Annotated in this window: 12 protein-coding genes; 7 read left to right on the top strand and 5 right to left on the bottom strand. The window is 70.1% G+C overall.

The genetic code is table 11. The features are described 5' to 3' along the window. Positions 1 to 73: 73 nt before the first annotated feature. A complete protein-coding gene (locus AC3EO4_RS50980; protein ID WP_431903304.1) occupies positions 74 to 1,204 on the bottom strand; it encodes an FAD-dependent oxidoreductase in 1,131 nt (376 codons plus the stop codon). 38 nt (positions 1,205 to 1,242) lie between these two features. Then, positions 1,243 to 2,748, bottom strand: coding sequence for a glycoside hydrolase family 13 protein (locus AC3EO4_RS50975; RefSeq protein ID WP_431903302.1), 1,506 nt, complete (start codon positions 2,746 to 2,748; stop codon positions 1,243 to 1,245). Between the two features lie 278 nt (positions 2,749 to 3,026). Here AC3EO4_RS50975 and AC3EO4_RS50970 point away from each other — a divergent pair, with 278 nt between their 5' ends. The 5 genes from AC3EO4_RS50970 to AC3EO4_RS50950 all read left to right on the top strand — a co-directional run bounded on the left by AC3EO4_RS50970 (position 3,027) and on the right by AC3EO4_RS50950 (position 9,884). After that, positions 3,027 to 4,313 (top strand): sugar ABC transporter substrate-binding protein, encoded by a 1,287-nt coding sequence (locus tag AC3EO4_RS50970; protein ID WP_431903300.1) that lies wholly within the window; start codon positions 3,027 to 3,029, stop codon positions 4,311 to 4,313. A gap of 3 nt (positions 4,314 to 4,316) precedes the next feature. Further along, entirely contained in the window at positions 4,317 to 5,885 is a 1,569-nt protein-coding gene (locus AC3EO4_RS50965; protein ID WP_431903298.1) for an ABC transporter permease subunit, read from the top strand. A 64-nt stretch (positions 5,886 to 5,949) separates the two neighbouring features. Further along, positions 5,950 to 6,789 carry a sugar ABC transporter permease gene (locus AC3EO4_RS50960; protein WP_379574478.1) on the top strand — a complete coding sequence of 280 codons (840 nt, stop codon included), beginning with the start codon at positions 5,950 to 5,952 and terminating at the stop codon, positions 6,787 to 6,789. 9 nt (positions 6,790 to 6,798) lie between these two features. Beyond that, positions 6,799 to 8,586 (top strand): glycoside hydrolase family 13 protein, encoded by a 1,788-nt coding sequence (locus AC3EO4_RS50955; RefSeq protein ID WP_431903296.1) that lies wholly within the window; start codon positions 6,799 to 6,801, stop codon positions 8,584 to 8,586. A 56-nt stretch (positions 8,587 to 8,642) separates the two neighbouring features. After that, positions 8,643 to 9,884: a right-handed parallel beta-helix repeat-containing protein gene (locus tag AC3EO4_RS50950; protein WP_431903294.1), complete on the top strand. Its 1,242-nt coding sequence runs from the start codon at positions 8,643 to 8,645 to the stop codon at positions 9,882 to 9,884. A 6-nt stretch (positions 9,885 to 9,890) separates the two neighbouring features. On the opposite strand, the gene AC3EO4_RS50945 is transcribed toward AC3EO4_RS50950, so the two are convergent. Together AC3EO4_RS50945 and AC3EO4_RS50940 are read right to left on the bottom strand one after the other, a co-directional pair. Beyond that, positions 9,891 to 10,541 carry an SDR family oxidoreductase gene (locus tag AC3EO4_RS50945; RefSeq protein ID WP_431903293.1) on the bottom strand — a complete coding sequence of 217 codons (651 nt, stop codon included), beginning with the start codon at positions 10,539 to 10,541 and terminating at the stop codon, positions 9,891 to 9,893. Continuing rightward, positions 10,538 to 11,698, bottom strand: a complete 1,161-nt coding sequence (locus AC3EO4_RS50940) for a thiolase family protein (RefSeq protein ID WP_431903291.1) — start codon at positions 11,696 to 11,698, stop codon at positions 10,538 to 10,540. Before AC3EO4_RS50940 ends, AC3EO4_RS50945 begins: the two co-directional genes overlap by 4 nt. 180 nt (positions 11,699 to 11,878) lie before the next feature. Here AC3EO4_RS50940 and AC3EO4_RS50935 point away from each other — a divergent pair, with 180 nt between their 5' ends. Then, the gene (locus AC3EO4_RS50935) at positions 11,879 to 12,496 is read left to right on the top strand and encodes an ACT domain-containing protein (protein WP_379574483.1); all 618 of its coding nucleotides are present in this window, start codon (positions 11,879 to 11,881) and stop codon (positions 12,494 to 12,496) included. An 81-nt stretch (positions 12,497 to 12,577) separates the two neighbouring features. Here AC3EO4_RS50935 and AC3EO4_RS50930 read toward each other — a convergent pair whose 3' ends face one another. Next, on the bottom strand, positions 12,578 to 13,858 hold the full coding sequence (locus AC3EO4_RS50930) for an ABC transporter ATP-binding protein (protein WP_431903288.1): 1,281 nt from the start codon (positions 13,856 to 13,858) through the stop codon (positions 12,578 to 12,580). Positions 13,859 to 14,229: 371 nt separating this feature from the next. On the opposite strand from AC3EO4_RS50930, the gene AC3EO4_RS50925 reads away from it, so the two are divergent. Further along, positions 14,230 to 15,010, top strand: a 781-nt coding sequence (locus AC3EO4_RS50925; protein WP_431903286.1) for an alpha-amylase family glycosyl hydrolase, incomplete at its 3' end; no start/stop codon positions are given.

The raw sequence follows: 15,010 nt of genomic DNA, 5'->3' as shown, positions 1-15,010 counted from the left end.
AGCGACTGTTGTCCCAAAAGCCCAAGAGAGGGAAAGATTAGGTCATCTTCCGCTGGCTGCGCCGTACCGTGGTTCAGCGCCCGTGGGCCGCCAGCCGGTAGGAGTCCGGCGCCCGGCCCTCGCCCGTGACGAGGTCGGTGAGGTGGCGCGCGACGAGCGGGACGAACTTGAAGCCCTGCCCGCAGAAGCCCGTGGCGACGCTGACCGGCCCCCGCCGGTCGATCACGAACGTGTCGCGCGCCGTGTTGTCGTACAGGCAGCTGATCGGCGTCGAGTCATCGGCGTCCAGCCCTGGGAACCAGTCCCTGACGTAGTCGAGCAGCGCCGCGTCGGCCCGCGCCTCCGGCGCGAAGTCGCGGGTGTCGGGGTCGACGACAGGGCCGGTCCCGTGGAGCCCGACCTTGACGCCCGAGCCCTGCTCGAACAGCCCGTACGCCCCGGCCGCCGAGAGCGGGTCGGTGCCCTGCCGCCAGTGCACGAAGCTCGGCCATGGATCGGCGCCTTCGCATGGCGCGAAGATCCTCGGCTGCTCCTGGGTCACCACGATGTCAGGCAGGTCGACGTACCCGTCGAGCAGCCCGGGCGCCCACGGACCCGCCGTGACGACGACCTGGCGCGCGCGTACGGCGCCGCCCGGCGTGTCCATCTCCACCAGCCCGTCGGCGACGCCGTCGCCGTGCCTGACGACGCGCAGCGAGGTCACCGGGCAGTGGGGGCGGAACTCGGCGCCGTGCTCGCGGGCCAGCCGCTGGATCACCGCGACGGCGCGGTCGGCGAGCAGCCGCCCAGAGCCCGGCTGGTACAGCACCGGGGTCTCGAAGCGCATGCCGGGCCACCGCTCGGCGGCCTGGCCCGGCTCCAGCACCTCGTGCGGGATGCCGTGACGGGCGAACAGGGAGCGGAACTCCTCGGCGGTCCTCTCGCCGACGCCGTGGTCGACGCCGCCGGTGGGTTCGAGCAGCCGCTCACCGGACTCGCCTTCGAGCTCGGCCCACAGCCGGCCCGCCAGAGCCGCCCTGAGCGCGTAGTCCTCGTCGTCGACGGCGAGCCTGAACAGCCTCGTCCCGCCGTGCGAGCCGCCGCGGTCGTGGCCGAGCCCGTACTTCTCCAGCGTCACCACCTGGCGGCCGGCCGCGGCGAGGGCGCGGCTCGCCGCCGAGCCCATCGCGCCGGCCCCGATCACGACGACGTCATGCGTCTCCACGCCGCGTTCCCCCTCGCGCTCCTGCCGCCCGCCCTGGCTCAGCCGAGCGGGCCGTCCTGCGTGGCCACCCAGACCGCGGTGTCCGAGGGCAGCGAGCCGTCCGGGGCCAGCGGGCCGCTCGACAGCAGCACCCGGCCCTCGCAGGGGATGGTGGACTCGCCGAAGTTGACCAGCACGAGCAGGCCGGGCTCGCGCCGGAAGGCCAGCACGTCCTTCGGCGAGTCGAGCCAGGTCAGCTCGCCGCCGCCGAGCGCGGGGTGCTCCTTGCGCAGCCGCAGCGCGGCCCGGTAGAAGGCGAGCGTCGAGCCGGGGTCGCGCTCCTGCGCCTCGCGGCTCAGCGGCCCCCAGGTGGAGGGGATCGGCAGCCACGGCCGCCGCCAGCCGTAGCCGTCGGAGGCGGTCCACGGCAGCGGCACCCTGCAGCCGTCGCGGCTCTCGCCGCTGCGCAGGAAAGCCGGGTCCTCCCTGAGCTCGTCGGGCAGGTCGAGCACCTCGGGCAGGCCGAGCTCCTCGCCGTTGTAGAGGTAGGCCGAGCCCGGCAGCGACAGCATGAGCTGGGTGGCGGCGCGGGCACGGGCCAGGCTGCCGTGCCTGGTCACGTGGCGAGGCTTGTCGTGGTTGGACAGCACCCAGGTCGTCGGTGCGCCTACCAGCTCCGCCTCCGCCAGCGCCTTGTCGATGACGTCGCGGAAGGACTTGGCGCCGTAGGCGGCCATCATGAACTCGAAGTTGAACGCCTGGTGCAACTCCTCGGGGCCGATGTAGCGGGCCAGCCTGGCGGGGGAGGACACCCATGCCTCGGCGACCGCCATCCGCCCGCCGGGGTAGGAGTCCAGGATGGGCCGCCACTCACGGTAGATCTCGTGCACGCCGTCCTGGTCGAAGTACGGCACGCTCTCGTCGCCCAGCATCTCGGCCTGGCGTCCCTCCTTGGGCCCCACCGACGGCAGCCCCTCCGCCTTGACCATGCCGTGGGCCACGTCGATCCTGAACCCGTCGACGCCCCTGTCCAACCAGAAGCGCAGCACCTCGCGGAACTCCTCGCGGACCGCGGGATGCTCCCAGTTGAGGTCGGGCTGCGTGGGGTCGAACAGGTGCAGGTACCACTGGCCGTCCTCGACCTGGGTCCAGGCGGACCCGCCGAAGATCGACTCCCAGTCGTTCGGCTCGTCGCGGAAGATGTAGCGGTCGCGCAGCCCTGCCTTGAACCACGGGTGCTCGGAGGAGGTGTGGTTGGGCACGATGTCCACGATCACCCTGATGCCGAGCGCGTGGGCGTCGGCGATCATCGCGTCGAAGTCGGCGAGCGTGCCGAAGCGCGGGTCGACGTCACGGTAGTCGGCCACGTCGTAGCCGCCGTCGTTGAGCGGCGAGGTGTAGAAGGGGCTCAGCCAGATGGCGTCCACGCCCAACTCCGACAGGTATCCCAGGCGCTCGCGAAGCCCGATCAGATCGCCGGTCCCATCCCCGTTGCCGTCGGCGAAGCTGCGGGGGTACACCTGGTACACGACAGCGTCGCGCCACCAGTCGTCGTTGCCGAGCATGGAGCCGTCCTTCCCCGATGTCCACGATGTCGGAAGAAGGATCCCCCGTGAAGATGGTCAAGCGCAAGTTTCGGAAAGTTGCAACATCGTGGATCGTCTCGCACGTCCCCCATATGGCGCTTCAGGGCAGGTAGCGGTGAGGTAACTCTCGTACGCAAGTTCTTCCAATTCTTGCAAAGAGTCGCTAACGTCCCCGAAACATAAGCCGCAAAGGCGGCTGTTTCAGGATCTTTCAGCGGCGCTCCCCCACACGTGCCGCTTGACCTCAGGAGGGTCCCATGCGCATCCGAGCACTGGGTGTGGCCGCGCTGACGACCGTGGCGTTCGGCGCCACGGCGTGCGGCGGCTCAGAGCCTGCGCCGTCCGCGGCGCCGAGCTCGGCGACCTCGGCCTCTGCCACGGCCTCGGCGACCGCCGACAAGGGCAGCGGCAAGCTCGTGATCTGGGCCGACCCCAACCGCACCAAGGCGCTCAAGCCCTTCGCCGAGCAGTTCGGCACCGAGAACGGTGTCACGGTGGAGGTGAAGGAGATCAGCAAGGACAACCAGCAGACCTTCCTCACCGCCTCCCAGCAGGGCAGCGGCCCCGACGTGATGATCGGCGCGCACGACTGGATCGGCAACCTGGTGCAGAACGGCGCCATCGACCCCGTCAACCTGACCGAGGAGCAGAAGGCGAGCTTCTCGCCGATCGCGCTCAAGGCGGTCACCTTCAACGGCCAGGTGTACGGCGCGCCGTACGCCGTGGAGAACGTCGCGCTGATCCGCAACACCAAGCTCGCGCCCGACGCCCCCGCCACCTTCGACGATGTGATCGCCAAGGGCAAGGAGCTGAAGAAGGCCGGCAAGGTCGACGAGGTGCTCTGCCTGCCCGTCACCGCCAAGGGCGACGCCTACCACGTCTACCCGCTCTTCTCCTCCGCGGGCGGCGCCATCTTCGGCACCACCTCCGGCGGCGACCCCGACCCCAAGCAGGTGCTGGTCGGCTCCAAGGAGTCGCAGGCAGCCTTCGAGAAGCTCGCCAAGCTCGGCGAGAAGGGCGACGCGGCGCTGAAGACCTCGCTCACCAACGAGAACACCATCCCGTCGTTCGCGGGCGGCAAGTGCGCCTTCCTCGTCTCCGGCCCGTGGGCCATGGCCGACGTCAAGAAGAGCGGCGTCGCCTATGACATCAGCGCCGTCCCCGGCTTCAAGGACGGCAAGCCCGCCACGCCGTTCGTGGGCGTGCAGTCCTTCTTCGTCGCCTCCAAGGGCGCCAGCAAGACCCTCGCCCAGGAGTTCGTCACCAACTACGTGACCAACGCCGACGTCGCCAAGGCCCTCTACGACGCCGACCCGCGTCCGCCGGCCCTGACCGCCGCCCTCGAGTCCGTCAAGGCCGCCGACCCCGACGCCGGCAAGTTCCTCGAGGCGGGCAGCGGCGGCATCCCCATGCCCGCCATCCCCGAGATGTCGGCCATCTGGGAGCCGTTCGGCATCGCCGAGGCCGCCGTCGTCAAGGGCAGCGACCCGGTCAAGGCCGCGGAGTCGGCGCAGAAGACCATCGACGGCTCGCTGAAGAACTAGCCGATGTCCCTGGACGTGCGTCAGGCCGCGGAGATCAGGTCCTCTCCGCGGCCCCGTCGCGAGTTGACCACCGCCTTCGTGGTGAGCAGGATCGCCGTGCTGGGCGTGGCCGCCGCGATCCTGCTCTACGCCGTGCCGCCGCTGGTCGCGGCCGAGTCGTGGGTCTCGCTGACCCTGCTCGGCCTGGCCAGCGCGGTCATCGGCTACCTCTATCTGACCCGCCGCTTCGTGCCGGCGAAGTACCTCGTCCCCGGCACCGTCTTCCTGATCGCCTTCCAGGTCTTCCCCGTGCTCTACACGGTGAGCACCGCCTTCACCAACTTCGGCGACGGCCACCGCGGCGACAAGGCGGCCGCGATCACCGCGATCGAGACGGGCTCGGTACGGCAGGCGCCGGGCTCGCCCGAGTACGGCCTGAGCGCCGCGCTCAAGGACGACGCGCTCGTCTTCCTGCTGGTCGACCCCAAGACCAAGCAGGTGCAGGCGGGCACGGCCGGCGGGCTCACCCCCGTCCAGGGCGCCAGGCTGGGAGTGACGGGCAAGGTCCTCGAGGCGCCCGGCTACACGGTGCTCAAGACGCAGGAGGCAGCCGCCCGCGCCAAGCAGATCGCCGAACTGGCCGTGCCCACCGACGGCGGGCTGATCAAGGCCAACGGCCTGAGCCGCGCGGTCGAGGGCAGGGCGGCGCTGGCCTACGACGCGGCCTGCGACTGCGTGAAGGGCAACGGCGACACCTGGAAGGCCGACGAGTCGCAGGGCTACTTCGTCAACGCCAAGGGCGAGCACCTCGCGCAGGGCTGGCAGGTCAACGTCGGCTTCGCCAACTTCGCCCGCGTCGTCACCGACCCGACGCTGTCGGCGCACTTCCTCGGCATGTTCACCTGGAACGTGGCCTTCGCGCTGCTGTCGGTGCTGGCCACGTTCGCGCTCGGCATGTCCGTGGCGCTGGCGCTGCACCATCCCAGGATGCGCGGCACCAGGATCTACCGGATCGCGCTGATCCTGCCGTACGCCATGCCCGCCTTCGCGATGCTGCTGGTCTGGCGGGACATGTTCAACCGCGACTTCGGCCTGATCAACAACCTGTTCGGGCTCGACGTCGACTGGATGGGCGGCATGGTGTCGGCCAAGGCCGCCGTCATCCTGGTCAACCTGTGGCTGGGCTTCCCGTACATGTTCCTGGTCACCACGGGCGCGTTGCAGGCGATCCCGCGCGAGCTGACCGAGGCCGCCTCCATCGACGGGGCGCCGCCGTCCTACGCCTTCCGCAAGGTGACGCTGCCGCTGCTGCTGGTGGCGCTGAGCCCGCTGCTGATCTCCTCGTTCGCCTTCAACTTCAACAACTACAACGCGATCGCGCTCACCACCGACGGCGGGCCCTTCCCCGCCGAGAGCCCCACGGTGGGCGGCACCGACCTGCTGATCAGCTACACGGTCAGGCTCGCGTTCGGCACGGGTTCGGCGCAGTTCGGCCTGGCGGCGACCATGTCGGTGTTCATCTTCGCGATCGTGGCCACTATCTCGGCGATCACGTTCAGGCGGACCCGCAAGCAGGAGGATGTGTACGCATGACCGAACGTCGTGAGGTCGGGGAACACAGCGTTTCGCGTTTCACCAGGCCGACCAAGGAGGCGTGGTGAAGCTGGCCCTGCGGCATGCATACGTGCTGCTGGTGTGCGCGTTCGCGCTGTTCCCGATCCTGTTCGTGGTCTCGGCTGCGATCAACCCGCTGGGCACGCTCGCCTCCTCCGACCTGCTGCCCAACGGCGCGGGCCTCGACAACTTCGTCAAGCTGTTCGGCTCGGACATCTACCCCTTCGGCCGCTGGTTCCTCAACTCGGTGTTCATCGCGCTCGCGGCCTCCTCGGCGAGCCTGCTGCTGTCGATGTTCGCCGCCTACGCCTTCAGCCGCATGCGCTTCGCCGGTCGCAGGGTCGGCCTGCTCGCTCTGCTGCTGATCCAGATGTTCCCGCAGTTCCTGGCCATCGTGACCATCTTCATGATCTTCACCAGGGTCACCGAGCTCTACCCGGCGTTCGGCTTCAACACCACGTGGGGCATCCTGCTGCTCTACCTGGGCGGCGCGCTCGGCGTGAACACCTGGCTGATGAAGGGCTTCCTCGACACCATCCCCAAGGAGCTCGACGAGTCGGCCACGGTCGACGGCGCCACCCACGCGCAGGTCTTCTGGAAGATCATCCTTCCGCTGGTCACGCCCATCCTCGCCGTCACCGCGCTGCTGGCCTTCATCGGCACGATGAGCGAGTTCCTGATGGCCAACATCTTCCTGCGCGACCCCGAGAGCAAGACGCTGGCCGTGGGCATGTACGGCATGATCGCGGGTGACGGGCGCAACGCCAACTTCGGCATGTTCGCCGCGGCCACCCTGCTCACCGCCGTACCGACCGTCAGCGTGTTCCTCTGGCTGCAGAAGTTCATCGTTTCAGGGCTGACCGCGGGCGCGGTCAAGGGCTAAGGACGCTCCGTGCATCTCCTCGACCAGCCGCATCACGACGGCTCGTCCCTCTACGTCTCCACGCTCGCCCCCGCGCTGGGGGAGGAGGTGACGGTATGGCTGCGCGTCCCCCCGGGCTTCGCCCTGGAAGCCGTGCACGTCCGCACCGTCCAGGACGGCGAGCCGCGCTACAGCGCGGCCGAGCCCGATCCGTCCCGTCGCGACCTCGGCGGGTACGGCGGCGCCGACACCTGGTGGAAGGCGACGATCACGGCGGTCAACCCCGTCGTGCCGTACCGTTTCCTGCTGCTGTCTCCCGGCGGGCAGCGGTGGCTGACCGCGCGCGGGATGGTCGGTCACGACGTGACCGACGCGACCGACTTCAGGCTCGTCGCCCACGAGGTGCCGCCCGCCTGGATGGCCGACGCGATCGTCTACCAGATCTTCCCCGACCGGTTCGCCCGCTCGCGCGGGCACGCCGAGCCGCCCGCGTGGGCGTTGCCGGCCGAGTGGGACACCGACGAGGTCATCGGGCAGGGGCCGGGCACGCCCGAGCAGTTCTACGGCGGCGACCTCGACGGCATCGTCGAGCACCTGGACCACATCCAGGCGCTCGGCGCCGACACCGTCTACCTCACGCCCATCTTCCCCGGCCGCTCCAACCACCGGTACGACGCGGCGCGCTTCGACGCCGTCGACCCGCTGCTCGGCGGCGACGAGGCGCTGGAGCGGCTCTCGGCGGCGCTGCACGAGCGCGGCATGCGGCTGCTCGGCGACATCACGACCAACCACACGGGCGACTCGCACGAGTGGTTCGCCGCCGCCGTCTCCGATGTCGGCGCGCCCGAGCGGGAGATGTACTACTTCGACGGCGACACAGGCGAATACGAGTCGTGGTGGGGCGTGAAGACGCTGCCCAAGCTCAACTGGGGCAGCGACCTGGTCCGCGACAGGATGGCCGCCGTCATGACGAAGTGGCTGGGCCCGCTGGACGGCTGGCGCGTCGACGTGGCGAACATGACGGGCAGGCGCGGAGCCGACGACCACAACCACGAGGTGGCCAGGCTGCTCAGGCCGCGCGGCGCGGCCTTCATCGCCGAGCACAACCACGACGCGTCCGCCGACCTGGACGCCGACGGCTGGCACGGCACGATGAACTACGGCGGCTTCACCCGTCCTGTGTGGGCCTGGCTGCGCGGCGAGTCGCTCGACCTCACCCACTTCCTCGGGGTGCCTGGCGGCGTGCCCACCAGGGACGGCGTGGCGACCGTCGCCACCTTCAGGGAGTTCGCCGCGCACATGTCGTGGCGCTCGCTCGTCCACTCGTGGCAGCTGCTCGACTCCCACGACTCGCCCCGCATCCGCACCGTCACGGGTTCGGCCGAGCGCCACCTGGTCGCCCTCGGCCTGCAGGCCACGCTGCCCGGCACGCCGATGGTGTTCGCGGGCAGCGAGTTCGGACTCACCGGCGCCAACGGCGAGTACTCCCGCACCCCGATGCCGTGGAACAGGCCAGGCGAGCGCGACGAGGAGATCCACGCCGCCTACCGCGAGCTGCTGGGCCTGCGCAGGGCCGAGCCCGCGCTGCGCAGGGGAGGGCTGCGCTGGGTGCACGCCTCCGCCGACTGCCTGGTGTTCCTCAGGGAGACCGCCACCGAGTCGCTGCTGGTGTGCGCGCGCAGGGCGCCGGGCGACCCGGTGAGCCTGCCGCTGGACGGCACGGCACGCGGCGTCTACAACGCCGACGACCTTGACTCCCCTGTCCTACCGGGAGAAGGGCCATCCTTCAAGGTTTGGCGTCTCGCCGTGCGGAGCTGATCACGCTACGGTATGCAGCTGACGGTTCGTCTTTCAACTAGATAAGTGGTGCGCCGATGAAGTCGCTGGTCGTGGCCCTGTTGTTGTTGCCCGCCGGACACCTGGAGAGCAATGTCGCGGGAACGGCGTACTACGTCGACTCCAAGGCAGGCGACGACGCGGCGGCGGGCACCAGCGCGACCACGGCATGGAAGAGCCTGGCCATGGTCAACGCCGCCGCCCTCAAGCCCGGCGACACGGTCAACCTCAAGCGGGGCGGCGGCTGGAGCGAGACGCTGACCCTCGCCGCGAAGGGGACCGCGGCCAGGCCGATCGTGCTCCAGCCGTACGGCACGGGCGCAGCCCCCAAGCTCAGCGGCCAGGAGCAGCCCTGTGTCGTGATCACCGGCAACCACTGGAAGGTCGCAGGGATCAGGGCCAGCAACTGCCAGTGGGCGGGCTTCGAGATCAGCGGCGACGGCAACGAGCTCGACGGCGTGGCGGCCGACCGCAACATCGCGGGCGTCCACGTCGCCCCTGAGGGCAGCCGCAACACCATCAGGAACAGCACGCTCACCGGCAACGACCGGATGAGCGTCAACGACGACGGCGGCGACAACGACTCGGGCGCCTTCGGCGTCCTGCTCAACGGCGACGACAACCTCGTCACCGGCAACACGATCACCGGCAGCTACGCCGCCAGCAAGGACTACGGCGTCGACGGGGCGGCCATCGAGATCTTCAACGGCGACCGCAACAGGATCACGCACAACCTCTCCCGCGACAACGTCACCTTCACCGAGCTCGGCGCGCGGAAGGGCAGCACGGCGACGGGCAACGTGTTCGCCTTCAACGTGGTCACCTCCAGCCGCAAGCTGGGCTCGTTCCTGGTGACGCGCGGGTCGGGACACGTGGTCGGGCCCGTGAAGGGGACCCTGGCCGTGCACAACTCGGTGTACCTGCCCGCGGCCAAGACGATCGGCTGGTCGTGCCACGACGGGTGCGCGCCCGGCATCCTCAAGCTGCGCAACAACGTGATCGTGGTCGGCGGCGAGATGGGCTGGGAGGACGGGAAGGGCGCGGACGACGCGGGCAGCGTCTACCTGGGCAGGAAGAAGCGCTTCACACTCGGCCCCAAGTCGGTGATCGCCGACCCGCGCTTCGTCTCCAGGACCGACCTGCGCCTGCGCCCTGGCTCGCCCGCCGTGGGGCGCGCCGCCGTGCTGAGCCCCGTCTGGTTCGGCGGCTCCGCCATCACCAAGGACTTCGCGGGCAAGGCCCTCGGCGGCGCGCGCGACGCCGGGGCCTACCAGCACTGAGCCGCCTCAGGAAGGCGGCTGCGAGAGGGCGGCCTTGGCGTTCCTGCTCAGCTCGTCGGCCAGCACCTCGGTCAGGCCCGCCTCGACGCCGTCCAGCGCCATGGCGACCACCTCGGCCGGGGCCAGCTTGGGCGCGTCCACGCGTGCCGCCATGTCGGTGTCGATGTAGCCCGCGTGGACGCCCACCACGAGCGTGCCCTGCTCTCGCAGCTCCATCCGCAGCGCGTTCGTCAGCGACCACGCGGCGGCCTTGGAGGCGGCGTAGGTGGCCACCTGCGGGAACGTCAGGAACGACAGCACCGAGAGCATGTTGACCAGCGCGCCGCCTCCGTTGCGGGCCAGCACGGGGGCGAAGGCGCGGCTCATCGCCAGCACGCCCAGATAGTTCGTCGCCATCTCCCGCTCGGGCGGGCCGAGCACGCCCGCGTTGTTGACCAGCAGATCGGTGTCGCCGCACAGCTCGGCAGCCGCGGTGACCTGGGCGGGGTCGGTGACGTCCAGGCGTACCGGCACCAGCCGCGGGTCGGTCACGGTGGAGGGGTCGCGGGCGCCCGCGTAGACGGTCTTCGCGCCGCGCTCGAGGAGGGCGCGGGCGAAGGCCGCGCCGAGCCCGCGGTTGGCGCCCGTCACCAGGGCGACACTGCCGTCGATCTTCATTGGATCCGCTCCAGGACGGTGGCGTTGGCGAGGCCGCCGGCCTCGCACATGGTCTGCAGCGCGTAGCGGGAGCCCCGCTGCCGCATGGCGTGGACGAGGGTGGTCATGATGCGCGCGCCGCTGGCGCCGAGCGGGTGGCCGAGCGCGATGGCGCCGCCGTTGACGTTGACCTTCGCGGGGTCGGCGCCCGTCTCCTGCAGCCAGGCCAGCACCACGCTGGCGAAGGCCTCGTTGACTTCGAACAGATCGATGTCGGACAGGCTCAGACCCGCCTTCCTGAGCACCTTCTCCGTGGCGGGGATGACGCCCGTGAGCATGAGCAGCGGGTCGGAACCCGTCACGGCGAAGGAGTGCAGCCGGGCCAGCGGGCGCAGGCCGAGCCTCGCGGCGGTCTCGCCGCTGGCGATCAGCAGGGCGGCCGCGCCGTCGTTGGTCGGGCTGGCGTTGCCCGCCGTGACCGACCAGTTGATCTGCGGGAAGCGCTCGGCGTAGCCGGGGTCGGCGAACGCGGGCTTCAGGCCGGCGAGCACCTCCATCGTCGTGCCGGGCCGTACGGACTCGTCCCTGTCGTAGCCGTCGATCGGGGCGATCTCGGCGGAGAGGTCGGCGGCGGCCGCCTTGCGGTGCGAGTCCATGGAGAAGGCGTCCATCGCCTCACGGGTCAGGCCCCACTTGGCCGCGATCAGCTCGGCGCTGATCCCCTGCGGGACCAGGCCCTCGGGGAAGCGCGCCGCGACGCCGGGGCCGAAGGGGTCGGCGCCCTGCGGCACGTTCGACCACATGGGCACCCTGCTCATCGACTCCACACCGCACGCGACGACCAGGTCGTAGGCGCCCGACACGACGCCCTGGGCGGCGAAGTGGACCGCCTGCTGGGAGGACCCGCACTGCCTGTCGACGGTCACCGCAGGCACCTCGTCCGGGAAGCCCGCCGACAGCCACGCGTACCGGGTGGTGTTCATCGCCTGCTCGCCGACCTGGTCGACGCACCCGCCGATCACGTCGTCCACGAGCGCGGGGTCCACGCCGCTGCGCTCGACCAGCGCTCGCAGGGTGTGCGCCAGCAGTTCGACGGGGTGGACGTGCGCCAGCGCGCCCGTGGGCTTGCCCTTGCCGATGGGAGTCCGTACGGCCTGCACGATCACGGCGTCACGCATCGCGCCTCCTAGTTAGTTGGAAAACTGGATGCACTCTACCATTTGGTTTTCCAACGCACTCGGGGGCGCCCTTCCGGCTGTCGACAAAAGGGTGATTGGGCATCATTCTGGACATAGCCCGGAAACGCGCGCGAAATCTCCCTGCGGCACTGTGTTGAGCCTTCGAAAGGGGGAGATGCGATGTTGCTGAGACTCAGGGTTTCGTTGCCGGATCGCCCAGGCGGTCTGGGTCAGGTCGCAAGGGCGCTCGGCGCGCTCGGAGCCGACATACTCCAGGTGACCGTGCTCGAACGCGAGACGGGCCGAGCGGTCGACGACTTCACCGTGTCGTGGCCGGGCACCGCCACCCCCGCTTCCGTGCGTGAGAAACTGTCGGCCGTCCCCGGCATGCGGGTCGAGGGCGTCTGGCCGACCAGGGAGGTGCCAGGCTCCGCGCCCGACTACGATCTCCTCCTGCACGTCGCGACCGAACCCGCGCGCGGGCTCGCCACCATGGTCGACGCCCTGCCGTCGCTGTGCGGAGGCGACTGGGCGCTCGCCCTGGCCGACGGCGTCGTCCGGCACGCCAGCCCCGCCGCGCCCCCCGCCTTCGGGCTGGAGGAGCTGCCGCTCAGGGCCGCCTCTCACGTGGCAGGCGAACACCGGCTGATGGTCCTGCCCGTGGCCAGCACGGCGATGCACGTCGTCGTGGCCCGCTCCGAGGGCCCGCCCTTCCACCGGGCCGAGCTCGAGCGCGCGTCCCGCATCGTCGAGGTCGTCTCCCGCATGGCCGCCCGCTTCGAGCCGGTCGCCGACTGACCGCCAACCGCCCGCGCGGGTCTCAGGGCAGCGGCCGCCACCCGCGCGGGCCCCACAGGATCGCCCAGATGGTCGGGGGCCTCAGCGGCGAGGCGGGTCGATGCGGGCGCCGTCCGGCTTGAACAGCATGAGCCTGGTGACGTCCACACCGATCTTGGCGGGGTCGCCGGTGCGCCACGCGGGCCTGACGCCGAGCCGTACGATCAGGTCCGCCCTGCGGTGGCTGCCGTCGCGCAGGTGACCGACCTGCTCCTGCTCGGCGTGTTCCTCCTCCGGCGCGCCGAACAGCCGCCTGGCCATGGCGCGCAGCCCGCCGCCGACGTTCTCGTGGCCGTTGGCGTTGCGCCTGGGGTCGGGCGGCTCGGGGACGGCCACCGCGGGCACCCCGCACTCGACGTACGCCAGCCACTCGTGCCCGTGGTACTCCAGCGCCCTGACCCTGCCGTAGAAGCTCGGCCCCTCGTACGACTCCTGGACGGGAGCGAGCCCGTCGGGTCGCAGCCCCACGATGATCTGGCCGCCGGTGTGCTGGGAGACCGCGTACGCCCTGGGATCGCTCCAGGGCATCACCAGCTGGTGGGGGCCGAAGTCCAGCAGCACGTACTGGTTCTGGGGGGTTCGCACGGTCGCCGGCAGCAGGTTGAGCTGCTGGGAGCTGAGGAAGGCGGCCACGAACGCGGTCGCCGGGTCGTTGTAGATCTGGCCGGGCGTGCCGACGTCCTGCAGCACGCCCCTGTTCATGATGGCGATGCGGTCGGCCAGCGTGAGCGCCTCGACCTGGTCGTGCGTGACGTAGATGGTGGTGACGCCGAGCGAGCGGACCAGCGAGGAGATCTCCATGCGCAGCTCGGTGCGCATGCCGGCGTCGAGGTTGGACAGCGGCTCGTCCATCAGGAAGATCTTCGGCTGGCGCACGATGGCGCGGCCCATGGCCACCCGCTGACGCTGGCCGCCGGACAGGGTGCCCGGCCTGCGGTCCAGGGTCTCGTCGATGTGCAAGGCCTTGGACAGCTCCGTCACGCGCTCCTTGACCAGCGCGGGGTCGGCCTTGGCGATCTCCAGGGGGAAGGACATGTTGCCGCGCACGGTGCGGTGCGGGTAGAGCGCGCCGTTCTGGAAGACCATGGCGACGTCGCGGTCGCGCGGGGCCAGATGGTTGGCGAGCCGGCCGTCGAGCCAGAGGTCGCCGTCGGTGACCTCTTCGAGGCCGGCGATCATCCTGAGCAGTGTCGACTTGCCGCAACCCGACGGTCCGAGCAGAACGAGGAACTCCCCGTCGGCGGCACGCAGGTTCAGCCGATCGACCGCCAGGTATCCCCCGGGGTAGACCTTGGTTACCTTGTCAAGGACGACCGTGCTCATGGGTCTGCTCCACGCTTGTCGATACGCATCAGACTCCCGGGACGGAGGGAGTCATCGCTGCTTGGCGGGCATGAGACGTCACCTGTGACGGGGCTGAATGTTGAGGTAGTACATCGCGTGTTCACTCCGGTGTCCAGACTTGACATGAAAAATCTGTAACCGTCGCGTTCCTCATTCAAGGTCCCCTGACGGGCCACCCACTTCCGTCCCACCCCTGGTCGCGTTTCGGTATGCCCGCAACCAGCCCACGCCTCCAGTTATTGCGAAAAATCCCACTTTGGAAAGCCTTGCGTAAACTTGCGGCAAGCCTTTTCATATGAGGGGGCCCTGTCGTACGGCGGGGCCTGTCAGTTTGTTCCGGGGGACGTCTCATGACCCACTCTTCGACATCGACCCGCTGGTGGCGGGACGCGGTGATCTACCAGGTGTACGTGCGCAGCTTCGCCGACGGCGACGCGGACGGCGTCGGCGACCTGAAGGGCGTGCGCGACCACCTGGGGTACCTCGCCGACCTGGGTGTCGACGCCATCTGGCTGACCCCGTTCTACACCTCGCCGATGGCCGACTTCGGCTACGACGTGGCCGACTACCGCGACGTCGACCCGCTGTTCGGCACGCTCGCCGACGCCAAGGCGCTCATCGACGAGGCGCACGGCATGGGCATCAGGGTGATCGTGGACGTGGTGCCCAACCACACCTCCTCCGCCCATGCCTGGTTCCAGGAGGCGCTGCGCGGCGTCAACCGCGACCGCTACATCTTCCGCGACGAGCCGAACGACTGGGAGTCGATCTTCGGCGGGTCCGCCTGGACCCAGGTCGAGGACGGCCAGTGGTACCTGCACCTGTTCGACTCCTCGCAGCCCGACCTCAACTGGGACAACCCCGAGGTGCGCGCGGAGTTCGAGTCGATCCTGCGCTTCTGGCTCGACCTGGGCGTCGACGGCTTCCGCGTCGACGTCGCGCACGGCATGATCAAGCCCGAGGGGCTGCCCGACATCGGCCACGCCGACCAGGTCCGCCTCATCGGCAACGACGTCGTGCCGTACTTCGACAACGACGCCGTCCACGAGATCCACCGCTCGTGGCGCAAGCTCCTCGACTCCTACCCCGGCGAGCGCATCGGCGTCGCCGAGGCGTGGGTCACCGAGGTCC

It is taken from the genome of Nonomuraea sp. bgisy101, assembly GCF_057708945.1.
This window is presented reverse-complemented; position numbering and strand designations above follow the sequence as displayed.